This window comes from Agrobacterium deltaense RV3, assembly GCF_900013505.1.
GTDB classification, from domain to species: Bacteria; Pseudomonadota; Alphaproteobacteria; order Rhizobiales; family Rhizobiaceae; genus Agrobacterium; species Agrobacterium leguminum.
The window spans coordinates 429100-452724 of the sequence record NZ_LT009746.1; the positions used below are offsets into that span (position 1 = coordinate 429100).

The following is a 23625-nucleotide window of genomic DNA, read 5'->3' on the forward strand; positions in this document are numbered from 1 at the left end:
CTATCCGCATATACTACGTCATCCTCGGGCTTGTCCCGAGGATCTGCCAACGTGTCGTAAAATCAATCGGTTGCAGATGCTCGGGCCAGGCCCGAGCATGACGGAGGGAAGGTCTGCGGACTTTGCAAGCACCCTTCCGGACGATCTGAACCGCCTCCCAAGACTTCCGCCGACACCTCATTTTCCCGCCCGCTCGAATAATTCCTCCAAGCGCGGCTTCGCCCGGCCGGGCACATCCACCGTCCTATAGCTTTGCGGCAAGGCCGCCTCGCCCACCTTGATCAGCATGACCATGCCCATACCGTAATGCGGCGAGCATTTGATGCCGTAAAAGCCCGGTTTTTCGAAACCGGTTTCGAACTCATCGTTGATCCGGCTTTTGAAGCCTTCGACACCTTCAGGAACCATGCCGTCAATGATCGCGGCATTGTGGCTCTTGTGGGTGGGCACGAAGCGCACACGGTCGCCGGGGGCGATTTCCAGAAAGTCGGGTTCGAACACCATCGGGCCTTTTTCTCCCCGGTTCAGCATTTTCACCTCGAAGGTCTCGGCGGAAGCATGAAAGGGAAAACCCATGCTTATCGCCACGGCAATCCCGGCAAAATTCAGCAATTTCATCATCGTGCCAGCACTTTCCTTGCATGCTCGGCCCGCCCATGGGCCGGCAGAAAACGAATATGGGAAAAGCCGCCCTCATCCGTGGTGACAACGCATTCCACCCCGAAGACGGCGGCTATTCTCGCCGGTGTCAGAACCTCGCGCGGCGGACCGACCGCAATCATCTCGCCCCGATGCATGATGGCGACCCGGTCACAGAACATGGCGGCGTGATTGAGATCGTGCAGCGCCGCCACAACGGTCAGACCCTGCCGGCGCACCAGATCGAGCAGGCCGATCTGATGACCGATATCGAGGTGATTGGTCGGTTCGTCCAGAAGCAGGATATGCGGCTCTTGCGTCAATGCCCGGGCGATATGCAGGCGCTGGCGTTCGCCGCCGGAAAGATGGTGCCAGTTGCGCTCCGCCTTGTCGGCCATGTCGACATTGGCAAGTGCTGCATCAACGATGGCGTCATCCTGCTGCGACCAGGCGGAAAGCGGCCCGAGATAGGGGGTGCGTCCAAGCTCCACCGCCTGTCGTGCGGTGATGCGTTCGGTAGTTTCGGCCTGCTGCTCCACGAAGGCAAGCCGGCGGGCAAGGTCTCGCCGTCCCAATGAGGCAAGCGGCTCATCCCCAAGCGTAACGTGCCCCCGGCGCGGCCTGCGAATGCCTGCCAGCATGGAAAGCAGCGTGCTTTTGCCGGAACCGTTCGGTCCGATGATGCCGAGAAACTCACCCGAACCGACATCGAGCGAGACCCCACGCACGATATCGATATTGCCGGCGTGGAAATGCAGGTCGTGAGCGGATAACTTCATGAACGCCCCCTCTTCTGCCCGAGAATGAAGGCAAAGGCGGGCGCGCCGACGAGCGCGGTGATGACACCGATGGGCAGCACCTGTCCCGGAATGACAATGCGCGAGAGAATATCCGCGATGATCATGAAAACCGCGCCGGTCAGCGCCGTCACCGGCAGCAATATGCCATGGCGAACGCCGACGAAGATGCGCGCGGCATGCGGAATGACGAGGCCCACGAAGCCAATGGAGCCTACCAGCGACACCATCGCAGCCGTCATGATCGCCGAAACGGAGATCAGCACCGCATAGACCCAGCGCACCGGAATGCCGAGCGAGGCAGCAGCCTGACCGCCGAAGGCGAAGGCATCGAGCGCCCGGGCATACCAGAGACACACCGCAAGTCCCGCAAGACTGACCGGCAGCGCCAGCCAGACATCCGGCCAGCGCACGCCCGAGAGGTTGCCCAGCAGCCAGAACATGATGCCGCGCGCCTGTTCGGCATTGGCGGATTTGGTGACGATGAAAGAGGTCATGGCATTAAACAGCTGCGACCCGGCCACCCCGGCCAGAATGATGGCGCTGTTGCCGTGTCCCGCCCGCACCGCCAGAAGACTGACCAGCGAAAACGCGACGAAGGCACCGATGAGCGCCCCGGCCGGCATCGTCAGGAACCCCGCTCCGAAGCCAAGCAGCGCGACAGCGACGGCACCGGTGGAGGCGCCAGCGGAAATGCCGAGAATATAAGGATCGGCAAGCGGATTGCGCAAAAGCGATTGCAGCACCGCCCCGGCCAGCGCCAAAGAAGCGCCGCAACAGGCGGCGACGACCGCGCGGCTGAGACGATAACTCCAGACGATGCCCTCATCCAGCGGCTCCAGCGGATAGGCCGCATGGAAGACGCGGTTGGCGATTGTTTTCGCCACGACGTCAAAAGGAATGGCGGTCTCGCCGATGGCCGCCCCGGCCATCAGCGCGACAAGCAGCAGGGCGAGCGCAGCAAAAGCCAGCCCTACCCTGCCGAGATGGATGGAAAGACCGTTCACTTGGCGAGGCCGGCAGCCGAAATCGCCTCGGCCAGCGTTTCGATGCCTTCAATGGTGCGAATGGTCGGGTTCATCGCCTGCGCGTCCATCTCGAACACATGTCCTTCCTTGACGGCGGGCATGATGCTGGCCACGGGATCGGTGGCGAGGAACTTCAGCTTGACGGCGACGTCATCGGCGGGGAAACGGCGGCGATCCATCTTGCCGGCAACGATGATGGACGGATTGGCCTTGGCGATGGTTTCCCAGCCGACGGTCGGCCATTCTTCATCGCTTTCGATGACGTTCTTTAAGCCCAGCGCGGACATGATGTAGCCGGGAGCGCCATTGCGGCCGGCCACATAGGGATCGATATCCAGCTCGGCGCTGGAGAACCAGAAGACAGCCGAAAGCTTGCCATTTGCCGAGGCGATCTTGGCGCGGGCGGCTTCTTCACGCTTTTTCAGGTCGGCAACGACCTCTTCACCGCGATCCTGCACGTTGAAGATTTTGGCGAGATCGCGGATTTCCTGGTAGATCAGATCCATGGTGAAGACGGTGTTGCGCACGCCGTCGCCGCCGCCGGAATTGTCCTTGCCCATGCAATCGGCGGGCGAGGTATAAACGGGAACGCCAAGCTCGGCGAATTGCGCCGGTGTTCCGACAACGCCTTCCGGGCCGATCTGCCACTGGAACTGCGTCGTCACGAGGTCCGGCTTCTTGCCGATGACCGCCTCGAAGCTCGGATCATTGTCAGCCAGCCGCTCGACCCTGGCATTGGCCTCTTCGTAGCCCTTCAGAACCGGACCGATCCACAGCGCCGTGCCGACCACCTTGTCGGAAAGGCCGAGGAGGTAAAGAACCTCGGTCGTGCTCTGGCCGACGGACACGGTGCGGGCGGGTGCCTGCTGGAAGGTGATCTCCTGACCGCAGCTGTTGATCGTCAGGGGATAGGTGGTTTCGGCAGCATTGGCGCCGGCGACAGGCAAAACCGCAAGCACAGCGGCCAGAAAACCGGCATGGACCGGCAGGCGTCTAGAATGAAACATGTGTTCTCCAGTCGAAAGTAAATCTTATTCCAGAGCAGCAGGCGTCAGAACGCGCAGCAACAGCGGGACGTCTTGTACGGAGAACGGCAATAGGACGCAAACGAAATGTTATGAAATAACATTACAATCTCCTCCTCCGGGCTTCCCCGCCCGTAACGATGGTTTATATTTCGACGGCAGGTCTCCTGGCTCACGGATTTGCGTCACTCATCTGCCTTCCCGCATTCCGGAGAATACAGTGGCATGACGCCTTGAAGCGTCACGGGGATGAACGACAATCCGCTTACAGTTGCGGGGGCAGCCACGGCATTGGGCGAAAAAGATCGCCCGCACCATGTTCCCTATTAATCCCTTCGCCTTTCGGCTGCAGGAACCGTCGCTTTCTCACATAAGGGGCAAGAGGCGGGGCGTCAATTGCGATAGTGCCTCACCTCAGCACAAAGACGGGCTTGCCAGGGCGAAAATCTTTGCGGAACCGGAGCCTGCCGGTTGCGGCGCGCCCTTCGACATGGCGGTGAGCGTTTCGATCCCCACCAGCCCGGATTGCGTCAGAAACTCGGTCAGAAGACCGTTATCCCGCACGGTATCGAGACGGACAAGCTGATCGTCGAGATCGGAAAAATGTCGCCTCACCAACGCAATCGCATCCGCCTGGTCACCGGCGATGACCGGGCCGACAATATGGCCCCGGCCCGCTGCACGCCGCAATGCAAAGGCGGCAAGACGATCGGCCTCGAACAGGCCGTAACCCGTATTTTCCTGAACAAGGCGTTGCAGGACGCCCCGGCGCGAAACACCGAAAGCCGCCCGATCCAGATCCACCACGGCGGACAAATGATCCTCGGACAACGGCTCGATTCTCTGCTTTCTTCCAAGCGTCGGCATCTCGGCAGGGCAACGTGCCTTGCCGCGCAGGAGATGTACTTTCTCCGTATCTCCGGCAAAACCCAGCCGTGCGAAAAGCCGTCGCGAGGCTTCCGTGGCGTTCAACCGCAGGGCGGCGTCGGGGTAGCCCGCGATGAGTTGGCCCACCAGCCACGGTGAAACGCCTTGCCCCTGCAAACGGGGAGAAACGATGACCATGCCGACCGTCGCGAAACCCTCATCATAAGGAAACAGCATTGCCGTTGCGACAACACGATCGATCTCGTCAAGCGCGGCAAGGCCGACGCCGCACTGCCGCAGGAAACACCATTCGTTCGCGTGATATCGCCATCCGACAGCCATGGACAAAGCATGCAGATGATCGGCCTCCACATCGGCGATATCCACTGTCCGTAACTCGAAACTATCGACTTTGAGCAGCTCCATGACAAACGGCTCTCATTCCCTCCGGCGCGGAACCTAGATCCCGGCAGCCCAGCTCACGACATCCGAAGATAACCAGCCTCGCCAGCAGGAATTTTCCGAAAGCGCTGGAAGGACACAACAATCTACTGAAATCACCCGTATTTCAGCAGATAAACGCCGCAGGCCGCTCTAAGCTTTTCGGCGTTGAAGCGACGGAGACAGCCATGAACGCAATCGACATTCTGGAGCGTCTTGTCGGCTTCCCGTCGGTGGTCGGAACCGCCAATGGCGACATCGCAGGATGGATCGCCAATTATCTGGAAAGCCACGGCGCAAAAGTATCGCTGCTTGCCGGCCCGGAAGGCGACCGCGCCAATCTCTTCGCCAGCTTCGGCCCGACCGATGCCAGCGGATACATCCTTTCCGGCCATATGGATGTGGTGCCTGCCGGTGAGCCGGAATGGTCCTCCGATCCCTTTACGCTGGCAACCGAAGGCGAGCGTCTCTACGGACGCGGAACCACCGACATGAAAGGGTTTCTGGCCACGGTTCTCGCCGCAGCACCGGCATTTTCACGCATGGCGCTGAAGCGGCCCATTCACATCGCCTTTTCCTATGACGAGGAGGCGGGCTGCCGCGGCGTTCCGCATCTCATCGCCCGCTTGCCGGAACTATGCGCAAAACCGGCGGGCGCAATCATCGGCGAACCGAGCAATCTGCGCGCCGTGCGCGCCCACAAGGGTAAGGCCGCCGCACGCATCACCATTCGCGGCCGCTCCGGCCATTCCTCGCGGCCGGATCAGGGCGTGAACGCCATTCATCTGATGACCGGCATCATGGCAAAGGCGGTCGAGACCGCACAGGCTCTCACCGAGGGGCCTTTCGAAGCGACATTCGAGCCGCCCTATTCCTCCCTGCAGATCGGCACGGCGAAAGGCGGACAGGCGATCAATATCATCCCCGATCTCTGCGCCATCGAACTGGAGGCGCGGGCGATTGCTGGCGTATCGCCGATCGCTCTGCTCCAGCCGGTGCGCGACCGTGTCGAAGCGCTCGCCGCCGAGGGCATCGACGTAGAATGGACGCCAATGAGCGATTATCCGGCGCTGTCCCTTGCCGCCGATGCACCGCTCGTGAAGCTTCTGGAAGAGTTGACCGACGCGCCCTGCATCGCCGCCGTCAGCTATGGCACGGAGGCCGGGCTTTTTCAGGCGGCCGGCATCGACGCCATCATCTGCGGCCCGGGCGATATCGGCCGCGCCCACAAACCGGACGAATTCATAACGGCCGACGAACTTTCGGCCTGCCAGTCAATGCTGGAAACACTGGCGAACCGCTGCACGGTTTAAACCTTCGGAACCACGGATTTCAGATGACTTTCTTCTTCAATTCCGACGCGAAGCGCGGCGAGATTTTCCGGCAGGCCCTGGCCCGCGAGCTGCCGGAACTACCTTTTTCGATGGATGCCGAAAGCGTCGATCCGGATGCGGTTCGGTACCTCATTACCTGGACCGTGCCTGATGATATCGGCCGCTACCGCAATCTCGAAATCCTGTTTTCCATCGGTGCGGGCGTCGATCAGTTCCACATCGACACCGTCCCTGCGCATGTGAAGGTCGTGCGCATGGTGGATGAAGGCATCATCCGCATGATGCAGGAATATGTGAGCCTTGGCGTGCTTTCGCTGCACCGCAACCTGCCAGTCTATTTGAAGCAGCAGCGCCAGCAACTCTGGAAGGCCCTGCCGCAGCGTCAGGCGGAAGACTGCCGGGTGGGCGTTCTCGGCCTCGGCATGTTGGGCGTTGCGGCGCTCGAACGGCTGAAACCCTTCGGTTTTCCGCTTTCCGGCTGGAGCCGTTCACCGCGCGAGATCGAAGGCGTGACCTGCCATCATGGCGAAGCCGGATTGTCCACGATCCTTTCGACCAGCGATATTCTTGTTTGCCTGCTGCCGCTGACCGACGAAACGACGGGGCTTCTGAATGGCGAACGCCTGGGGATGCTTCCCGAGGGTGCGGGGCTGGTTCACGCCGGGCGTGGCAAACAGCTCGACCACGACGCCCTCATCAATGCGCTGGACAGCGGCAGGCTTTCGGGTGCGGTGATCGACGTCACCGATCCGGAACCCCTGCCGGAAGACCATCCCTTCTGGACGCATCCGAAAATTCTCCTGACGCCGCACATTGCCAGCGTCACCCAGCCGCATTCGGCAGCACGCACCGTTGTCGAGAACATCAAACGATACCAGTCCGGCCTCGAGCCGCTCGGCGTCGTCGACCGCAATCGCGGATATTGATCATCCCGTTCCAAGAAAGGACGCCCATGCCACTTCTCAAGACCATCGACACGCACCCCGCCTTCGAACCGAAAGCCTCCAAGGCCCTGCCGGAACGCCTCATTTCCGGCGATCCGTCCTTCAAGACCTGGCCGCTAGACGAAGCCCGCAACGGCACCGTCCACACCGGCATCTGGGAAGCGACGCCGGGCGAAAGCCGTTCGATCAAGGGCGAAACCTTCGAATTCTGCCATATTCTCGAAGGTGTCATCGAAATCACGCCGGAAGGCGGCGAACCGCTGCGTTATACAGCTGGCGACAGTTTCGTCATGAAGCCGGGCTTCGTCGGCGTGTGGAAAACCATTGAAACCGTCCGCAAAATCTATGTTACGGTGAACGGATGAACTGGGAACCGGCCATTTTCGAAATCACCCGCGACGGCTATGTGCTGAGCACCGATCCGGCACGGGTGGATTTCGATCTGGTCCATGGTTTTCTCGCGCGCGATTCCTACTGGGCGCAGGGAATGACCGCCGACCGGCTGAAGCGGGCGCTTTCGCATTCGTTGCCGGTCGGCGTTTACGCCCCTGACGGTTCCATGGCCGCCTTCGCCCGTCTGGTGACGGATTACGCCGTTTTCGGCTATCTGCGCGATGTCTTCACGGTGGAGGATCATCGCGGTCGCGGCCTTGCGTCCTGGATCGCCACCGAGATACGCAAACACCCGGAGCTTTCGACGGTATCGAGCTGGATGCTGGCGACCCGCGACGCCCATGGTGTTTACGAAAAGGCCGGTTATCGCGCAGCACCGCATCCCGAATATTACATGACGGTGCCGAAACCCGGCGAGGGTTGAACAACCCTCCCAATGGGCCACCCCAGCCCTCCTCATAACCTGGGGCTATGACCCTTACCCCATAAATGCTTGGCCCTTTTCCGGTCCCGATGACAGCATCGTCCGCATTGGAAAAGGAGACGGAAGAGATGGGATATCGCATTGGCGTCGATGTTGGCGGGTCGTTTACGGATTTTGCCGTGTTCGACGATGGGACCGGCGCGCTTTCCACCCTGAAGGTGTTTTCCCGCCCCGATGCGCCCGGAGAAGAAATCCTTCTCGCGCTGGACACGCTGAAAAAGCGCGACGGCATCGAAGCGAAGGACGTTTCCTATTTCACCCATGGCACCACCGTCGGCGTCAACACCGTCATCCAGCGCAACGGCCAGAATGTCGCGCTGTTCACCACCGAAAATTTCGAGGATGTGCTGGGCGTTGCACGCCTCAAAATTCCGCAGATCCACAATCTCTATTCCGTGCGGCCGGAACCGCTCATCCCGCGCGAACGGGTTTTTGGCATAGCCGAGCGCATGCTGGCGACCGGCGAGGTAAAGCTCGCCCCGAACGAAGAGAATGTGGCACAGGCTGTCGCCGGCGCCCTTGCAGACGGTTGCGACGGAATTGTGCTCGCCTTCCTGCATTCCTACCGCAATCCCGAAAACGAACGGGCCGTGAAGGCGATGATCGAACGCATCGCGCCGCAATTGCCGGTGGTCTCCTCTGCCGAGACATGGCCGATCATCCGCGAATATGAGCGCACCGTCACCGCCGTCATCAGCGGTTATGTCCAGCCGCGCGTCGCACATTACCTCGACCGTTTCGAAACGGTGCTGCGCGGGCAAGGCATTGCCTGCCCGCTGCTCATCACCAAGACCAATGGGGGCGTCATGGGCATCGATCAGGCGCGGCGGGAATGTGTGCAGATGATCCTGTCGGGCACAGCTTCCGGCGTCATCGGCGCGGGTTATCTGGCAAAGGCCAGCGGCTTTGACCGGGTGATGAGCCTCGATATCGGCGGCACCAGCGCCGATGTGGCCGTTATCCTTGATGGCGAGGCCCAATATGGGGTCGGCGAACTGATCGGCGATTTCCAGATCCATGTCCCTTCCGTTTCCGTCAGTTCCGTCGGCCAGGGCGGCGGCTCGGTCGCATGGGTCGACAGTCTCGGCCTGTTGCAGGTGGGGCCGGAAAGTGCCGGCTCGACGCCGGGGCCGGCCTGTTACGGACGCGGCGGTAACCGCCCGACGATCACAGACGCCATGGCGGCCGCCAATCTCATCGGCCATATGCCGCTCGGTTATGGCGTGGTGACCGTCGATCACGGCGCATCGCGCGCCGCGCTCTCGCCGCTCGCGGAAAAGCTCGGCCTTTCCGTCGAGGCGCTGGCCGGCAACATCGTCGATATCGCCGTCTCCGGCATGTATGCGGAGGTGAACGCCCTCACCTCCCGTTTCGCCATCGACCCACGCGAATTTCACCTCTTCGCTTTCGGCGGCGCCGGCGCGATGCTCGCCTGCTTCCTCGCCCGCGAGCTGGACATGAAGGGTGTGGTGGTGCCGCCTACCCCCGGCGTCGTTTCCGCGCTCGGCGGCCTGATTGCCGATCTGAAGAACGATTTCATCCGAACCACCTATTGCGATGTGAACGACAGGGAGGCCTCCGATCTCGCCCCCCTTCTCGCCGAAATGCAGGAAACCGGCCGCAATTGGTTGAAAGAACAGGGTTTTAACGGCGATTGCGAGATGCGGCTTTCCGCCGACATGCGCTATCGCGGCCAATCCTACGAAATCGAAACCACGCTCCAGCCGGAATGGCTGGGCAGCGGCGACGCCGGCGCGATAAACAGGGCTTTCCATGAGGAACATGCCCGCCTCTACGGTCATTCCGATGAGCGGGCGGCGGTGCAGATGGTTAATCTCAGGCTCGTCGTCTCCGGGAAAACACCGAAGCCGCCGCTTCGCGAGACAGGCGTGGCCACAGGCCCCGCAAAGCCGCGCTTTCACACGAAAGGCTGGTTTGGCGGCATGGAACACGACATGGCGATCTATCACCGTGACGATCTGGCGGCCGGCCACGATTTCAACGGTCCCGCCATCGTCCTTCAGGACGACACCACCACCGTCGTGCCGCCCGGCTTTACGGTCCATGTGGACCGTTTCGGCAATCTCGTCATTACCAAGCGGGAGTTTTGACCTATGACCATCGATCGCCGCAATCTCAAGGTGCTCGCCAATTTCTGCTCGGCCGCCGCCGATGCCATGGCCTTTACGCTGATGCGCACCGCCCATTCCGCCTTCGTCAAGGAAACCGAGGATTTTTCCTGCCAGGTGGTGACGCGTGAGGGGCTGGCCTTCGCCAATCCCCGGCAATTCGGTGCGCCCTGGTATAGCGGCATCGATTACGCGCCGCTGCTTTCCATGTTCGATGAGTATGAAGAGGGCGATATCTGCATCACCAACGATCCCTATAGCGGTTTCGTCGCCACCCACTCGCCGGATATCCACATCTGGAAACCGGTCTTCCATGAGGGCAAAATTGCCTGTTTCGTGGTTGGGCACATCCACAATACCGATGTCGGCGGCGCGGTTCCCGCCTCATTGTCCCGCTCGCTTTCCGAAATCGAGCAGGAAGGCCTGCGCATTCCGCCGGTCAAGCTCGTTCGCAAAGGCAGGCTCGATCCCTTCATCATCGACATGATGAAGGCCAATGTCCGCATGCCGGAGCAGAATATCGGCGACCTCCACGCCCAGATCGCCTCCGTCAATATCGGCGAACGCAAGATGCAGGAGATCATCGCCCGCTTCGGCTTTGACGATTTTCTGGACGGGGTGCGCCAGATTTTCGACTATGCGGAAGAGCAGACCCGGCAAATCCTCACCCGGGTGCCCGATGGCGACTATTTTTTTGCCGATTATGCCGATGAGGATTCCGTCGGCGGCCGGCCATGCCGCGTGGCGCTGACGCTGAAAATCCGCGGCGGCGAAGCCGTCCTCGACTATACCGGCAGCGACCCGCAGCTCGGCTCGTCGCTGAACATGCCGACCGGCGGCCGCGAGCGGCATTCACTCGTCATGGTCGGACTGACCTATGTGCTTTATACGCTCGATAACAGCCTGCTCCTGAATGCCGGCACCCTGCGTCCGGCGCGGGCGGTACTGCCGGAAGGCACGATCGTCAATTGCCAGCGCCCGGCCGCCGTCGGCATGCGTTCGCTGACCTGCGCCATGACCCAGATTGTCACCATCGGCGCTTTTGCAAAGGCCCTGCCGGAGCTTATTCCCGCCGCCTCACCCGGCGGAAACGCCATCATGAACATCAAGACCAGCGACAGGAACGGCCGCCCGGTCATGGCCTCCATCGGCCCGGTTGGCGGCGGCGGCGGCGGCACGCCCTTCTGCGACGGCAGCGACGGCGCGGGCGGCGCCACCGGTTTTCTGCGCAACACGCCGATTGAAATCAGCGAAGCGGAAGTACCGATCCTCTTCCGTCGTTATGGGCTGCAACGCGACACCGGCGGGGCGGGTCGTTTTCGCGGCGGGCTTTCGGCTGTCATGGAGTTTGAAATATCCTCGCCGGAAACGGTGGTCACGGCCCGCAACCGCAACCGTTCGGTGATGGCGAGTTGGGGTGTCAACGGCGCAGGTCCGGGGCTGATTTCCCGCTTCCTCCGCAATCCCGATACCGAGGGCGAAATCTCGCTCGGCAATACCGATATCGTCCATTGCGGCCCGGGCGATGTCATTCGTGTCATAGGACCGGGAGCCGGCGGTTACGGCGACCCCTTCACCCGCCCGCCGCAGGCCGTGCTGCGCGATGTACGGCGTGGTGCGGTCTCAGCAGAAAATGCTGCAAGGCACTATGGAGTAGCGCTCGACGGTGATGATATCGACGAAGAGGCGACGGCTGCCCTGCGCGCCACGCCGCGCCGGAAGACGGACGATATTATCAGCTACGGACCGGAGCGGCTCGCCTTCGAGGCGGTCTGGACCCGGGAACGTTATGATCTTCTGACGCAATTCCTGCAAAAATCGCCCGTGGGATGGCGCTTCTTCCTGAAACACCGGGTGTTTGAAGCGGTGGAAAACGAGGGCGATGACCACCGCCCCCTTAGCGAGCGGATGGCCGGGATTTTCGACCGGATAAGCGCCCGCTACGGTGTTTGACCTGCGGCACATACCGGCCGCCGAAGATTGCGCTGTCTGCCGGTGGCAAAACAGGATTTTCATTCACCGCCCGCGCCGCAGTCGGTCGATGCTGCTTGCCATCAGGGATTAGCGTTGGGGCATATCCAAAGAGGATTCCACATGACGCTCAGCTTCGATCCAGACAGCTTATCCCTGCCGATCGGCCACTTCATCGGCGACCGGCTGGTTCCGGCGGCAAACGGCATCGACATGCACCGCCCTTCGGACGGCATCGAATATGCCGGTTGTCCCAAGGCGGATGCGGCGCTGGTCGATGAGGCTGTGCAGACTGCCAAGGCCGCGTTGAAGAGCAGCAACTGGGGCGGCGTGCGCCCGCGCGAGCGCACGAAGGTCTTGCAGCGCTGGGCCGACCTGATCGAACAGGAAGCCGAGACGCTGGCGAAAATCGAGGCGCTCTCCTCGACGCGACCGGTGGGCCAGCTGATCGCCGGCGATATCGCCGTCACCGCCGAACAGATCCGTTTCTTTGCCGAATTCGCGGACAAGGAAGGCGGCGATCTGGTGCCGACAGACGATGCAAGCCTCGGCATGATCATGACCGAACCCTATGGCGTCGTCGGCGCCATCACGCCGTGGAATTTCCCCGTCTCCATGGCCGGCTGGAAGCTTGGTCCGGCGCTCGCCGCAGGCAATGCCGTGGTGCTGAAACCTTCTGAAATGACGCCCTTCTCCAGCATCTTCATGGCGCAGCTGGCGATCAAGGCCGGATTGCCGGCAGGTCTCATCAACATCGTGCTGGGCGACGGGCCCGTGACCGGCAATGCCATCACCGGACACCCTGATATCTCCAAGGTCAGCTTCACCGGCTCCACGGCCGCGGGCGCCGCCATCATGGCCAACATCGCCCGCACCGGCATCAAGCCCATGACGCTGGAACTTGGCGGCAAGAGCCCGCAACTGGTCTTCGCCGATGCCGATATCGAGAAGGCGGCAGCGGCCATCGCCGGAAATATCCTCTCCAATGCCGGGCAGGCCTGTGTGGCGGGCTCGCGCATCATCGTCGAAGAAAGTGCTGCGGATGCCCTTTCCACCGCGATCATCGCCCGCATGAAGGCGGTGAAGCCCGGCCCGACCTGGGACGAGACGACGCAATATTCGCCGATCATCTCCGAGGTGCAGCGCAAGCGCATCGACGGCATCGTGCAGGCGGCGGTCGCCCATGGCGGCGAATGCCTGACCGGCGGCGCGATCATGGACGGTCCCGGCTATTTCTACCAGCCGACGCTGATCGCCAATGTCGACCAGACCTCCCCTGCCGTCACTGAGGAAATCTTCGGGCCGGTGCTGACGCTGCAGACCTTCCGCACGGAAGAAGAGGCTCTGGCGCTTTCCGACCATCCGACCTACGGTCTGGCGGCGGGTCTTTTCAGCCGTGACGTCTCGCGCGTCATGCGCCTGTCCCGCGCCATCCAGGCGGGCACGATCTGGGTCAACCGTTACGGCCGCTCGCGCGACCACATATTGCCGACTGGTGGTTACAAACGCTCCGGCATCGGCAAGGATCTCGGACGCGAGGCCTATCTCGCCAACCGCAAGAGCAAAAGCGTCCTTATCGGACTGTAACAGGGGTAATGTCTTGAAAACGCATCGCATCGCACTCATTCCCGGAGACGGCATCGGCAAAAGCGTAACGGACGCCGCATGGCAGGTGCTCAACGCCGCCGCCAAAACCTCCGGTTTTGCGCTTGAAGGAACAGAATTCCCCTGGTCGTGCGCCTTCTACAAGGAAACCGGCGCGATGATGCCCAAGGACGGCATCGAAACACTGCGCGGCTTCGACGCCATTCTGCTCGGTGCAGTCGGCTGGCCGGCGGAAGTGCCGGACTCTGTCTCGCTGCACGGCCTGCTGCTGCCGATCCGCAAGGCTTTCGTGCAATATGCCAATATCCGCCCGCACCGGCTTCTGCCCGGCGTGCAGGGGCCTTTGAAGGCCGATGGCTTCGACATTCTCTGCATCCGTGAAAACACGGAGGGCGAATATTCCGGCGCCGGTGGCCGCGTGCATCAGGGCACCGATGATGAAGTTGCCGTCGAAACCTCGATCTTCACCCGCAAGGGCGTGGAGCGCATCCTGCGCTTCGGCTTCGAACAGGCGCAGAAGCGTCGCGGCAAGCTTGCCTCCATCACCAAGTCCAATGCCCAGAAATATTCGATGGTGTTCTGGGACGAGGTGACCCACAAGCTCGCTGCCGAATATCCCGACGTCGAGGTTTCCAGCTATCACATCGACGCCATGGCGGCCCGCATGGTCATGGCCCCGGAAAGCCTCGATGTCGTGGTCGCCTCCAACCTCTTCGGCGATATTCTGACCGACCTCGGCGCAGCCATTCAGGGCGGCCTCGGCTTTGCCGCCTCCGCCAATATCAATCCTGACCGCAGCGCGCCGTCCATGTTCGAGCCGGTGCACGGTTCGGCCCCTGATATCGCCCATCTCGGCATCGCCAACCCAATCGCCGCCATCTGGTCCGGCGCGATGATGCTCGAGCATCTCGGCGAAAAAGACGCGGCTGTGCGTATCATGACGGCGCTCGAAACGGCGACCGGCCGGGGTATCGGCACGGTGCCGGGCAAGGACAAGACAGACGCCATCACCGCCGCGGTTCTTGCGGCACTCGACTGATTTCGGAGACAGATGATGCAAGGTTTGAAGGACAAGGAACTCTTTCGCCAGACGGGCTTGATCGGCGGCGCCTGGAAGGCGGCGGCATCGGGCAAGGCGGTCGATGTGATCGATCCGGCGACGCAGGCGGTCATCGGCACCGTGCCGGATATGGACGGCGCAGAAACCCGCGCGGCCATCGAAGCCGCCAACGCCGCCTTCGGCCCGTGGAAGAAAAAGACCCACGCGGAGCGCGCAGCGCTTCTGGAAAAATGGTTCGCGCTGATGATCGAGAATATCGACGATCTCGGCCTGATCCTGACCACCGAACAGGGCAAGCCGCTTGAGGAGGCCAAAGGCGAGATCCGCTACGGCGCATCCTTCGTCAAATGGTTTGCCGAAGAGGCCCGGCGTATCGGCGGCGGTACCATCCCTTCACCGACGCCGGACAGGCGCATCGTGGTGCTGAAGGAACCGGTCGGCGTCTGCGGCATCATAACGCCGTGGAATTTCCCGAATGCGATGATCACCCGCAAGGTCGCGCCGGCACTCGCCACCGGCTGCACCGTCGTCATCAAGCCTTCGGAATTCACACCCTATTCGGCGCTCGCGCTTGGCGTGCTTGCCGAACGGGCCGGCATTCCCGCGGGCGTCATCAACATCGTCACCGGCATGCCGACAGAAATTGGCAACGAAATCATGGCCAACGAGACGGTTCGGAAAATTTCCTTCACCGGCTCCACCCGCGTCGGTTCGCTTTTGATGCGCGGCGCTGCCGACAGCGTCAAACGGCTGTCGCTGGAACTGGGCGGCAATGCGCCCTTCATCGTTTTTGACGATGCCGATCTCGATCTTGCCATTGAAGGCGCGCTGGTTTCGAAATTCCGCAATGGTGGCCAGACCTGCGTGTGCGCTAACCGGATTCTGGTGCAGTCGAGCGTTTACGACGCCTTTGCGAAGAAGCTGGCGGATCGCGTCGACGCCATGCGCGTTGGTCCCGGAACGGAAGCGGGCGTCTCCATTGGCCCGATGATCAACCAACCGGCGATCGCGAAAATCCGCGCCCATATCGATGACGCCGTTTCCAAGGGTGCCACAGTCATCACCAAGCCGCGCAATCTGCCGGAAGGTCCGCAATATACAGCGCCCGTGGTGCTGACGGGCGCAACGACGGCGATGCAGCTGGCAAGCGAGGAGACTTTCGGACCGGTCGCTCCGCTCTTCCGTTTCGAGACGGAAGAAGAGGCGCTCGCCATCGCCAATGGAACACCCTTCGGCCTTGCCGCCTATTTCTACACCGAGAACCTCAAGCGCGCCTGGCGTGTGGGCGAAGCGCTGGAATTCGGCATGGTCGGTCTCAATACCGGGTTGATCTCCACCGAGGTCGCCCCTTTCGGCGGCGTCAAGCAATCCGGTCTCGGCCGCGAGGGCGCGCAGATCGGGATCGAAGAATATCTGGAGACCAAGGCCTTTCATATCGGTGGGCTTGCCTGACGCCCACTTCTTTCCTCCCCGCCTAAAGGGCCGCTCTGCGGCCCTTCTTTTTTTTGAAGCGCGGAATTGAAAAAGCGGCATTGCGGGAATTGGAAATACAGTCCTGACACAAATAGGTTTGGAAAAGTCGCAGCATTTACACTCCGTCACCCCGGACTTGGTCCGGGGTCCAGCGCAATCAAGTCCTTGATCGCAGAAGACTCTTTCACCGCGCAGACGCGCGGTGGCTGGATGCCGGATCAAGTCCGGCATGACGGAAAAACGAACAGCCCTTCTACTGAATCTTGTCCAGCATCTTGTAATAAAAGCCCACCAGCGGCAGGAACCACGGCTTGCCGAAATGACCGGGAACCGCCGGCCAATCAAGCCCCTTCAGCGGGTTCTTGTCCGGCCGTCCCAGAATGGCGTCAGCCATAATCATCCCGAGATGCGTCGAGAGCTGCGCTCCGTGGCCGGAGTAACCCATCGCGTACCACACACCGTCATGAAAACCGGCGCGCGGATAACGGTCCTTGGTCATGTCCACCAGACCGCCCCAGCAATAATCGATCGGCACATGGGAAAGCTGCGGGAAGATGCGATGCAGACTTTCCGTCAGGATCGCACCGCTTTTGGCGTCCGAACGCTGGTCCGACGTGGCGGAAAAGCGGGCGCGACCGCCGAAGATCAAGCGATTGTCCGGCGCAAGCCGGAAATAATTGCCGATATTCATGGAGTTGACATAGGTGCGGTTACCCGGAACCGAGGCCTGAACCTCGGCATCCGTCAGCGGCCGCGTGGCGATGATGAAACTGCCGACCGCGATGATGCGGCGACGGAAATAACCGAAGCCGGACGGCGTGTAGGCGCCGGTCGCCACCAGAACATTGTCGGCCGTCACCTTGCCGCGCGGAGTTTCCAGTTCATGGGTCCTGCCGTTCTGGATGTGCTTCGTCACCGCCGCATTTTCGAAGATCACGGCGCCATGACGGCTGGCGGCTTCGGCGAGGCCGGCCACATAGCGGCCCATATGCATCATGGCGCTCTTCTTCGAGAGCATGGCGCCATAAAAGGGCGAGCCGATCTCCGACTTTAGATCGGCCGAGGAAAGAAGCGCCGTATCGGGATCGACCTCGGCGTGAACCGCTTCGAAATTCTTCGCCAGACCTTCGAAATGCTGCGGTTTCGACGCCATTTTCAGCTTGCCTGCCCGGCGGAAATTGCACTCGATCCCCTCCTCCGCAATCAACGCCTCCAGCGTATCGATGGAGGAATCGAGCGCCTTGTAGAGCGCGATAGCCCGCTCCTTGCCGAGTTCCGCCTTGGCGGAGAGATAGGAATGGGCAAGGCCATTGTTGAGATGGCCACCGTTGCGGCCCGAAGCGCCCCAGCCCACGCGCTGCCCTTCCAGAACGACAACGCGCGCACCGGCTTTCGCAAGCTGGCGCGCGGCACCGAGACCCGTGAAGCCGCCACCGATGACGGCCACATCATAATGGCCTTCGACAGGACCTTGCGCCGCCCCGGAAAACTGGGGCGCCGTGTCGTGCCAATAGGAGACGAGCTTCATGATCAATGTCCTCTCTTACAGTCCGACAACGCCCGCAAGGCCGGAAATGTCTGAAATTTCCGTGTAACCGTAATAGGGATTTGCAGGTTCATGGCCACGGTTGACCCAGACCTTGTTCTTGATGCCGAGGTCATGGGCGGACATCAGATCGTAGCGGAAGGAGGACGACACGTGCAGGATGTCCTCCGGGCCGCAACCGAGCATGTCGAACAGATATTCGAAAGCCTTGAAATGCGGTTTATAGGCCTGTGCCTGCTCTGCCGTATAGACGGCATGGAACGGTGCGCCGAGTTTGGCGACATTCGACATGATCTGTGAGTTCATGGCGTTGGACAGAATGACCAGCGGGATCTCCTTGGCGACCTTGGAAAGACCCGCCGGAACGTCGGCATGCGGCCCCCACGTCGGAACCCGCTCATAGACAATTGCTGCATCTTCATCCTTAAAGGCTACACCATTGCGCTTGCAGGTGCGCGACAGGGCATTGTGGACGACCTCTGCATAAGGCTTCCAGTCATGCATGACCTCGTCCAGACGATAGGCGGAAAAATTCTTGATGAACTCTTCCATCTCCGCCTCTCCCAGACGATCACCGTAGAGATCGCGGGCAGCCTCTGCCATCTGGAAATGAATGAGCGTGCCGTGGCAATCGAAAGTGATGTATTTAGGGCGGAAGATGGTCATGTCGTCGTCATCCTTGCTTGGGGATTGGTGGTGGCTGCAATAATCAGATCATAGAAAGCCTTTGCCCCGTCGGCGCACCGCAATTGCCATTCGCGGAAGCAGATTGTTGCGTATGCAGCCGCCAGTTTGGCAGAGAGTTGCGTTGAGGCAAACCGGAAGCCGCCGCCAGTCCCCGGTTTACGGCCGGATGCGAACAGGACGCGGCATAAGATGCGGCGGCGGATAAAAGCAACAGCGAAACATATCGAACCTTCCCATTTGTCGGGACAATCTTCTTTCGGCATCGGTCTATCAATGAATAAGCAGAAAAACGGAGTTCCGGCATGCAGGCGAGCCTGATCGATATCCAAACGTTTCAACCGGACCACCTCGACGCGGCCGTTGAACTTTCCCGCCAGGCCGGCTGGCCGCACCGGAAAGAAGACTGGGCGCTGGTCCTTTCCCTGAGCAAGGGTTTCGTCGCCCTGGAAAACGGGCGTGTCGTCGGAACCGCCATGGCGACGATTCTTGGAGACACCTGCGCCACCGTCAATATGGTGATCGTGGACGAGAGCATCCGCGGCCGCGGCCTTGGACGCCAGCTGATGGGCGCGGCATTGGACGCAGCAGAAAATCGCGAGTGCCGTCTTGTAGCCACGGCCGACGGCCTGCCCCTTTATGAAAAGCTGGGCTTCGCCGCCTGCGGCGAGGTGCTCCAGCATCAGGGCATTCCGGCGGTGACCGACAGACCGGAAGGTGTCACCTGGGCGGAAACCATCGATCCGGCCGAACTCGCCGTGCTCGATGCGCAGGCTTTCGGTGTGGATCGTACAGCCCTCTTTGCAGCACTTGCCGACAGGGCGCGTTTCGCCCTCGTGCAGGAACAGGGCGTCATCAAGGGGTTTGCAGCACTTCGCGCCTTCGGGCGCGGCGAAGTCATCGGCCCGGTTGTGGCGGAAAACGCTGAAATCGCGAAAGATCTGATCGCATTCGTGTTTTCTGAACGTCCCGGCGCATTCCTTCGTGTGGACACCACAGCCGATACGGGGCTTGCCTCCTGGCTTGCCGAACGCGGTCTTGGCCATGTCGGCGGCGGCATCGCCATGCGCCGGTCGAAAACCGAAATCCCCGCCGACAAAAAACTGAAAACATTCGCATTGACCAGCCAGGCGCTGGGCTGAATCCGGAGAGACCCATGTTAAGCAATTCACTGATCGAACTGGATCGCGCCCATCTGGTGCACCCTGTCTCCTCCTTCCGCGGCCATGAGAAGCTGGGCGTGCGGGTGCTGCAATCGGCACGCGGCGCCATCGTCACCGATATGACCGGCCATCAGCTCATCGACGGCTTTGCCGGCCTATGGTGCGTCAATGCCGGCTACGGCCATGACAGCATCGTCGAGGCGGCGGCAAAGCAGATGCGGGAATTGCCTTATGCCACCGCCTATTTCGACATTGGCAGCGAACCGGCCATCCGGCTGGCCTCCGAGCTTGCAGACCGCGCGCCGGGCGATCTCAACCACGTCTATTTCACGCTTGGCGGCTCCGATGCGGTGGACAGCACCATTCGGTTCATCCGCTATTACTGGCATGCCAAGGGCCAGTCGCAGCGCGACCAGTTCATTTCCATCGAACAGGGTTATCACGGCTCCACCACCGCCGGTTCGGGCCTCACCGCCCTGCCCGCTTTCCATGCCGGTTTCGGCGTGCCCTACGACTGGCAGCACAAAATCCCGTCGCACTACGCCTACCGTAACCCGGTGGGAAGCGACCCGGCCGCCATTATCGCATCCTCCCTGCAAATCCTGAAGGACAAGATCGAGACGATCGGTCCAGACCGCGTCGCCGCCTTCTATGCGGAACCGATCCAGGGTTCCGGCGGGGTTCTCGTGCCGCCTCCCGGCTGGATCAAGGCCATGCGTGACCTCTGCCGGTCCTATGGCATCCTCTTCGTCGCCGACGAGGTCATCACCGGCTTTGGCCGCACGGGGCCGCTGTTTGCCTGTTCCGACGAGGATATTGTGCCGGACTTCATCACCACCGCCAAGGGCCTCACCTCCGGCTACGTGCCGATGGGCGCCGTCTTCATGGCGGACCACGTCTATGATACAATAGCCGACTTCGCAGGCGAGGCCGCAATCGGGCATGGCTACACCTATTCGGCCCATCCCGTCAGCGCCGCCGTCGGTCTCGAAGTGCTGAAACTTTACGAGGGCGGGCTGCTGGAAAACGGCCGCCGCGCCGGTCAAAAGCTGATGGCGGGGCTTGAGAGCCTGAGAAGCCATCCGCTGGTCGGCGATGTCCGCGGGCGCGGCATGCTCGCCGCCATCGAACTCGTGACCGACAAGGACAAGAAAACGCCGCTGCCGGCCGCTGCGGCACCCGCACGCAAGGTTTTCGACCGCGCCTGGGAAAACGGTCTGATCGTGCGCGCCTTTGCGAACGGTATTCTGGGTTACGCGCCGCCGCTCTGCTGCACCGACAGCGAGATCGACGCCATCATCGAGCGGACGCTGAAGACCCTCGACCAGACGCTCGAAGACCCCGCGGTACGGGCCGCCATGGCCTGAGGCGATAGCCGGGTGGCGTTGCGGCATCCTCTCGAAATGTCGCAACGCACCGCATATTCGCAATATTCTGCTGAAGAGCCGATCCATTTCGGCGAATCCGGTGTGACGAAAGTGCCAAACTATTAATGCAAACGGCACTAAACGCCATAAAAAAGGGCGTAATCGTAAATGGGAACGGGGCAAGGATCCCGTCCGGGAACAGAATAATCTGCCGCAGGCTCCCCAAGAGGCTTAAGGCGGCAAAGCGGAGACCGACATTGCCCAAAAAACTGAGCGACTTCAAATATTTGAGCTTCGACGTGGTGGGAACCCTCATCGATTTCGAAGGCGGCATGAAATCGACGCTGGCCGCAATCGGCGCGGAAAACGGCGTGGAGGTGGATGGTGAAAAGGCGCTCGCGCTTTACCGCGCGGCCCGTTATTCCGACGCGACCGACCTGTTTCCGGATGACCTCGTCCGCGTATACCTGATCATCGCTCCCGAACTCGGCCTGCCGGCGGAACGCGCATTCGGTGAACGCCTGCGCGATGCGGCAAAAAGCTGGAAAGGCTTTGAAGACAGCCGCGCCGCCATGGCCGAACTTGCCAAGACGCATCGCCTCATCGCCATGACCAACGCCCAGCGCTGGGCCTTCGAATATTTCTCGAAGGAACTCGGCAATCCCTTTCATGCCGCTTTCACGGCGGATGACACCGGCACCGAAAAACCCGATCCCGCCTTCTTCGAAAAGGTCTTTGCCTTTGTGGAAAGCGAAGGCGCATCGAAGGACGACATTCTGCACGTCGCGCAAAGCCAGTACCACGATATCGGCATTTCCCGGAAACTGGGCATGACCAATTGCTGGATCGAGCGTCGCCACGCCCAGAAAGGATATGGCGGTACGATCGAGCCGGAAAACTTTACCGAGCCTGACTACCACTTCACCTCGATGGCCGGCCTTGCCGAAGCAGTGAAACAGACGGGCGGCTGAGCCGCCCCGCCAATGGCGTGCCGCGAACTGGGATGCGGCATGCCGGAAATTTCTTCAGACGCATTTCAACAAATCATACAAAAGGGGAAGACCATGAGTGACAGGATTACAAACTGGACCCGCTCCGACGATGCCGCCGTTGAACAGGCGATCCGGCGCGGCGCAACGCGGCGTGAGCTGCTTCACATGCTGCTGGCGGGCGGCGTCGCCCTTTCCGCCGGTTCGGCCATCCTCGGCCGCGCTTCAAATGCCGTGGCCGCAACGCCGGTCTCTGGCGGCACGCTGAAAGCTGCCGGCTGGTCCTCCTCCACCGCCGATACGCTCGATCCGGCAAAGGCCTCGCTTTCGACGGACTATGTTCGTTGCTGCGCGCTCTATAACCGTTTGAGCTTCCTCGATGTTTCCGGAACACCACAGCTGGAGCTGGCCGAAGCTATCGAAACGAAGGACGCCAAAACCTGGACGGTGAAGCTGCGTTCCGGCGTCACCTTCCACGACGGCAGGGCCCTGACGGCCGACGACGTGGTTTATTCGCTCAAGCGACATCTCGATCCGGCCGTCGGTTCCAAGGTCGCAAAGATTGCCGCGCAGATGACCGGCTTCAAGGCTCTCGACAAGAGCACAGTCGAAATCACGCTGGCGAACGCGAATGCGGACCTGCCATCCATTCTGGCCCTGCACCATTTCATGATCGTTGCCGACGGCACCACGGATTTCTCCAAGGGCAACGGCACTGGCGCTTTCAAGCTCGAAAAATTCGAGCCGGGCGTGCGTTCGATCATGAGCAAGAACACCAATTACTGGAAGTCTGGCGGCCCGCACATCGACAGCTTCGAATTCATGGCGATTTCGGACGACAATGCACGCGTCAACGCCCTTCTTTCCGGCGATATCCAGCTCGCGGCTTCCATCAACCCGCGTGCACTTCGCCTGCTCGACAAGCAGGACGGTGTCGTTCTGTCCAAGACGACATCGGGGAACTACACCAACCTCAACATGCGTCTTGACCAGGCGCCCGGTAATAACGCCGATTTCGTCGCCGGCATGAAGTCGATCGTCAATCGCGAGCAGATCGTCAAGGCGGCCCTGCGCGGTCTCGGTGAAGTCGGCAACGACCAGCCGGTTCCGCCGATGAGCCCCTATCACAATCCGGACCTCAAGCCCAAAGCCTTCGATCCTGACAAGGCGAAGTTCCACTTCCAGAAGGCCGGCCTCATTGGCCAATCCATTCCGGTCATCGCATCGGATGCGGCAAGCTCTTCCGTCGACATGGCGATGATCATCCAGGCTTCCGCCGCCGAAATCGGCGTCAAACTGGATGTGCAGCGCGTGCCTTCGGACGGTTACTGGAGCAATTACTGGCTGAAGGCGCCTGTCCATTTCGGCAACATCAACCCGCGCCCGACACCGGATATCCTGTTCTCGCTGCTCTACGCTTCCGACGCACCGTGGAACGAAAGCCAGTACAAGTCGCCGAAATTCGACAAGCTGATGCTCGAAGCACGCGGCATGCTCGATATGGACAAGCGCAAGCAGATCTACTTCGAACTGGAAACGATGATCGCCGACGAAGCCGGCACCATTATTCCCGCCTATATTTCGAATGTCGACGCCATCAGTTCCAAGCTCAAGGGTCTGGAAGCCAATCCGCTCGGCGGCATGATGGGTTACGCCTTTGCGGAATACGTCTGGCTCGAAGCCTGA

General features: G+C 61.2%; 21 protein-coding genes and 1 riboswitch. Of the genes, 13 read left to right on the forward strand and 8 right to left on the reverse strand.

Annotated features, from left to right (window positions below):
* Nucleotides 1-177: 177 nt before the first annotated feature.
* The 5 genes from AGR7B_RS16315 to AGR7B_RS16335 all read right to left on the reverse strand — a co-directional run bounded on the left by AGR7B_RS16315 (nucleotide 178) and on the right by AGR7B_RS16335 (nucleotide 4782).
* Nucleotides 178-621, reverse strand: a complete 444-nt coding sequence (locus AGR7B_RS16315) for a pseudoazurin (RefSeq protein WP_080857330.1) — start codon at nucleotides 619-621, stop codon at nucleotides 178-180.
* Nucleotides 618-1418: an ABC transporter ATP-binding protein gene (locus AGR7B_RS16320; RefSeq protein WP_080857331.1), complete on the reverse strand. Its 801-nt coding sequence runs from the start codon at nucleotides 1416-1418 to the stop codon at nucleotides 618-620. The genes AGR7B_RS16315 and AGR7B_RS16320 overlap by 4 nt, the downstream gene beginning before the upstream one ends.
* On the reverse strand, nucleotides 1415-2443 hold the full coding sequence (locus AGR7B_RS16325) for a FecCD family ABC transporter permease (protein WP_080857332.1): 1029 nt from the start codon (nucleotides 2441-2443) through the stop codon (nucleotides 1415-1417). Before AGR7B_RS16325 ends, AGR7B_RS16320 begins: the two co-directional genes overlap by 4 nt.
* Nucleotides 2440-3471 carry an ABC transporter substrate-binding protein gene (locus AGR7B_RS16330; protein WP_080857333.1) on the reverse strand — a complete coding sequence of 344 codons (1032 nt, stop codon included), beginning with the start codon at nucleotides 3469-3471 and terminating at the stop codon, nucleotides 2440-2442. The genes AGR7B_RS16325 and AGR7B_RS16330 overlap by 4 nt, the downstream gene beginning before the upstream one ends.
* Nucleotides 3472-3629: 158 nt before the next feature.
* Nucleotides 3630-3864: riboswitch (cobalamin riboswitch) on the reverse strand.
* 39 nt (nucleotides 3865-3903) lie between these two features.
* Nucleotides 3904-4782, reverse strand: coding sequence for a GNAT family N-acetyltransferase (locus AGR7B_RS16335; RefSeq protein WP_078053506.1), 879 nt, complete (start codon nucleotides 4780-4782; stop codon nucleotides 3904-3906).
* A 203-nt stretch (nucleotides 4783-4985) separates the two neighbouring features.
* Between AGR7B_RS16335 and argE the strand changes: the two genes are divergently transcribed.
* The 9 genes from argE (at nucleotide 4986) to AGR7B_RS16380 (ending at nucleotide 16169) form a co-directional block, all read left to right on the forward strand.
* Complete coding sequence (gene argE, locus AGR7B_RS16340; protein ID WP_078053505.1) at nucleotides 4986-6110, forward strand: acetylornithine deacetylase; 1125 nt, start codon at nucleotides 4986-4988, stop codon at nucleotides 6108-6110.
* Nucleotides 6111-6133: 23 nt separating this feature from the next.
* Nucleotides 6134-7057 carry a 2-hydroxyacid dehydrogenase gene (locus tag AGR7B_RS16345; protein ID WP_078053504.1) on the forward strand — a complete coding sequence of 308 codons (924 nt, stop codon included), beginning with the start codon at nucleotides 6134-6136 and terminating at the stop codon, nucleotides 7055-7057.
* A gap of 26 nt (nucleotides 7058-7083) precedes the next feature.
* The gene (locus tag AGR7B_RS16350) at nucleotides 7084-7440 is read left to right on the forward strand and encodes a cupin domain-containing protein (RefSeq protein WP_035264219.1); all 357 of its coding nucleotides are present in this window, start codon (nucleotides 7084-7086) and stop codon (nucleotides 7438-7440) included.
* Nucleotides 7437-7892: a GNAT family N-acetyltransferase gene (locus AGR7B_RS16355; protein ID WP_078053503.1), complete on the forward strand. Its 456-nt coding sequence runs from the start codon at nucleotides 7437-7439 to the stop codon at nucleotides 7890-7892. Before AGR7B_RS16350 ends, AGR7B_RS16355 begins: the two co-directional genes overlap by 4 nt.
* Nucleotides 7893-8020: 128 nt before the next feature.
* Entirely contained in the window at nucleotides 8021-10063 is a 2043-nt protein-coding gene (locus AGR7B_RS16360; RefSeq protein ID WP_080857334.1) for a hydantoinase/oxoprolinase family protein, read from the forward strand.
* Between the two features lie 3 nt (nucleotides 10064-10066).
* Entirely contained in the window at nucleotides 10067-12034 is a 1968-nt protein-coding gene (locus tag AGR7B_RS16365; RefSeq protein ID WP_080857335.1) for a hydantoinase B/oxoprolinase family protein, read from the forward strand.
* Between the two features lie 141 nt (nucleotides 12035-12175).
* Nucleotides 12176-13639 carry an aldehyde dehydrogenase family protein gene (locus tag AGR7B_RS16370; RefSeq protein ID WP_031234532.1) on the forward strand — a complete coding sequence of 488 codons (1464 nt, stop codon included), beginning with the start codon at nucleotides 12176-12178 and terminating at the stop codon, nucleotides 13637-13639.
* Between the two features lie 13 nt (nucleotides 13640-13652).
* A complete protein-coding gene (locus AGR7B_RS16375) occupies nucleotides 13653-14696 on the forward strand; it encodes a tartrate dehydrogenase (RefSeq protein WP_059753366.1) in 1044 nt (347 codons plus the stop codon).
* A 15-nt stretch (nucleotides 14697-14711) separates the two neighbouring features.
* Nucleotides 14712-16169: an NAD-dependent succinate-semialdehyde dehydrogenase gene (locus tag AGR7B_RS16380; RefSeq protein ID WP_080858134.1), complete on the forward strand. Its 1458-nt coding sequence runs from the start codon at nucleotides 14712-14714 to the stop codon at nucleotides 16167-16169.
* 274 nt (nucleotides 16170-16443) lie between these two features.
* On the opposite strand, the gene AGR7B_RS16385 is transcribed toward AGR7B_RS16380, so the two are convergent.
* Genes AGR7B_RS16385 through AGR7B_RS25970 form a run of 3 tightly spaced genes read right to left on the reverse strand, consistent with a single transcriptional unit; the run spans nucleotide 16444 to nucleotide 18761 of the window.
* Nucleotides 16444-17718: an NAD(P)/FAD-dependent oxidoreductase gene (locus AGR7B_RS16385; protein ID WP_080857336.1), complete on the reverse strand. Its 1275-nt coding sequence runs from the start codon at nucleotides 17716-17718 to the stop codon at nucleotides 16444-16446.
* Nucleotides 17719-17733: 15 nt separating this feature from the next.
* Entirely contained in the window at nucleotides 17734-18402 is a 669-nt protein-coding gene (locus tag AGR7B_RS16390; RefSeq protein WP_080857337.1) for a haloacid dehalogenase type II, read from the reverse strand.
* Nucleotides 18399-18761 carry a hypothetical protein gene (locus AGR7B_RS25970; protein ID WP_143240745.1) on the reverse strand — a complete coding sequence of 121 codons (363 nt, stop codon included), beginning with the start codon at nucleotides 18759-18761 and terminating at the stop codon, nucleotides 18399-18401. The genes AGR7B_RS16390 and AGR7B_RS25970 overlap by 4 nt, the downstream gene beginning before the upstream one ends.
* Here AGR7B_RS25970 and AGR7B_RS16395 point away from each other — a divergent pair.
* The 4 genes from AGR7B_RS16395 (at nucleotide 18726) to AGR7B_RS16410 (ending at nucleotide 23625) form a co-directional block, all read left to right on the forward strand.
* Nucleotides 18726-19562: a GNAT family N-acetyltransferase gene (locus tag AGR7B_RS16395; protein ID WP_080857338.1), complete on the forward strand. Its 837-nt coding sequence runs from the start codon at nucleotides 18726-18728 to the stop codon at nucleotides 19560-19562. The genes AGR7B_RS25970 and AGR7B_RS16395 overlap by 36 nt on opposite strands.
* A 14-nt stretch (nucleotides 19563-19576) precedes the next feature.
* Nucleotides 19577-20950 (forward strand): aspartate aminotransferase family protein, encoded by a 1374-nt coding sequence (locus tag AGR7B_RS16400; RefSeq protein WP_080857339.1) that lies wholly within the window; start codon nucleotides 19577-19579, stop codon nucleotides 20948-20950.
* 257 nt (nucleotides 20951-21207) lie between these two features.
* Complete coding sequence (locus tag AGR7B_RS16405) at nucleotides 21208-21921, forward strand: HAD-IA family hydrolase (RefSeq protein WP_162934181.1); 714 nt, start codon at nucleotides 21208-21210, stop codon at nucleotides 21919-21921.
* A 93-nt stretch (nucleotides 21922-22014) separates the two neighbouring features.
* A complete protein-coding gene (locus AGR7B_RS16410; protein WP_080857341.1) occupies nucleotides 22015-23625 on the forward strand; it encodes an ABC transporter substrate-binding protein in 1611 nt (536 codons plus the stop codon).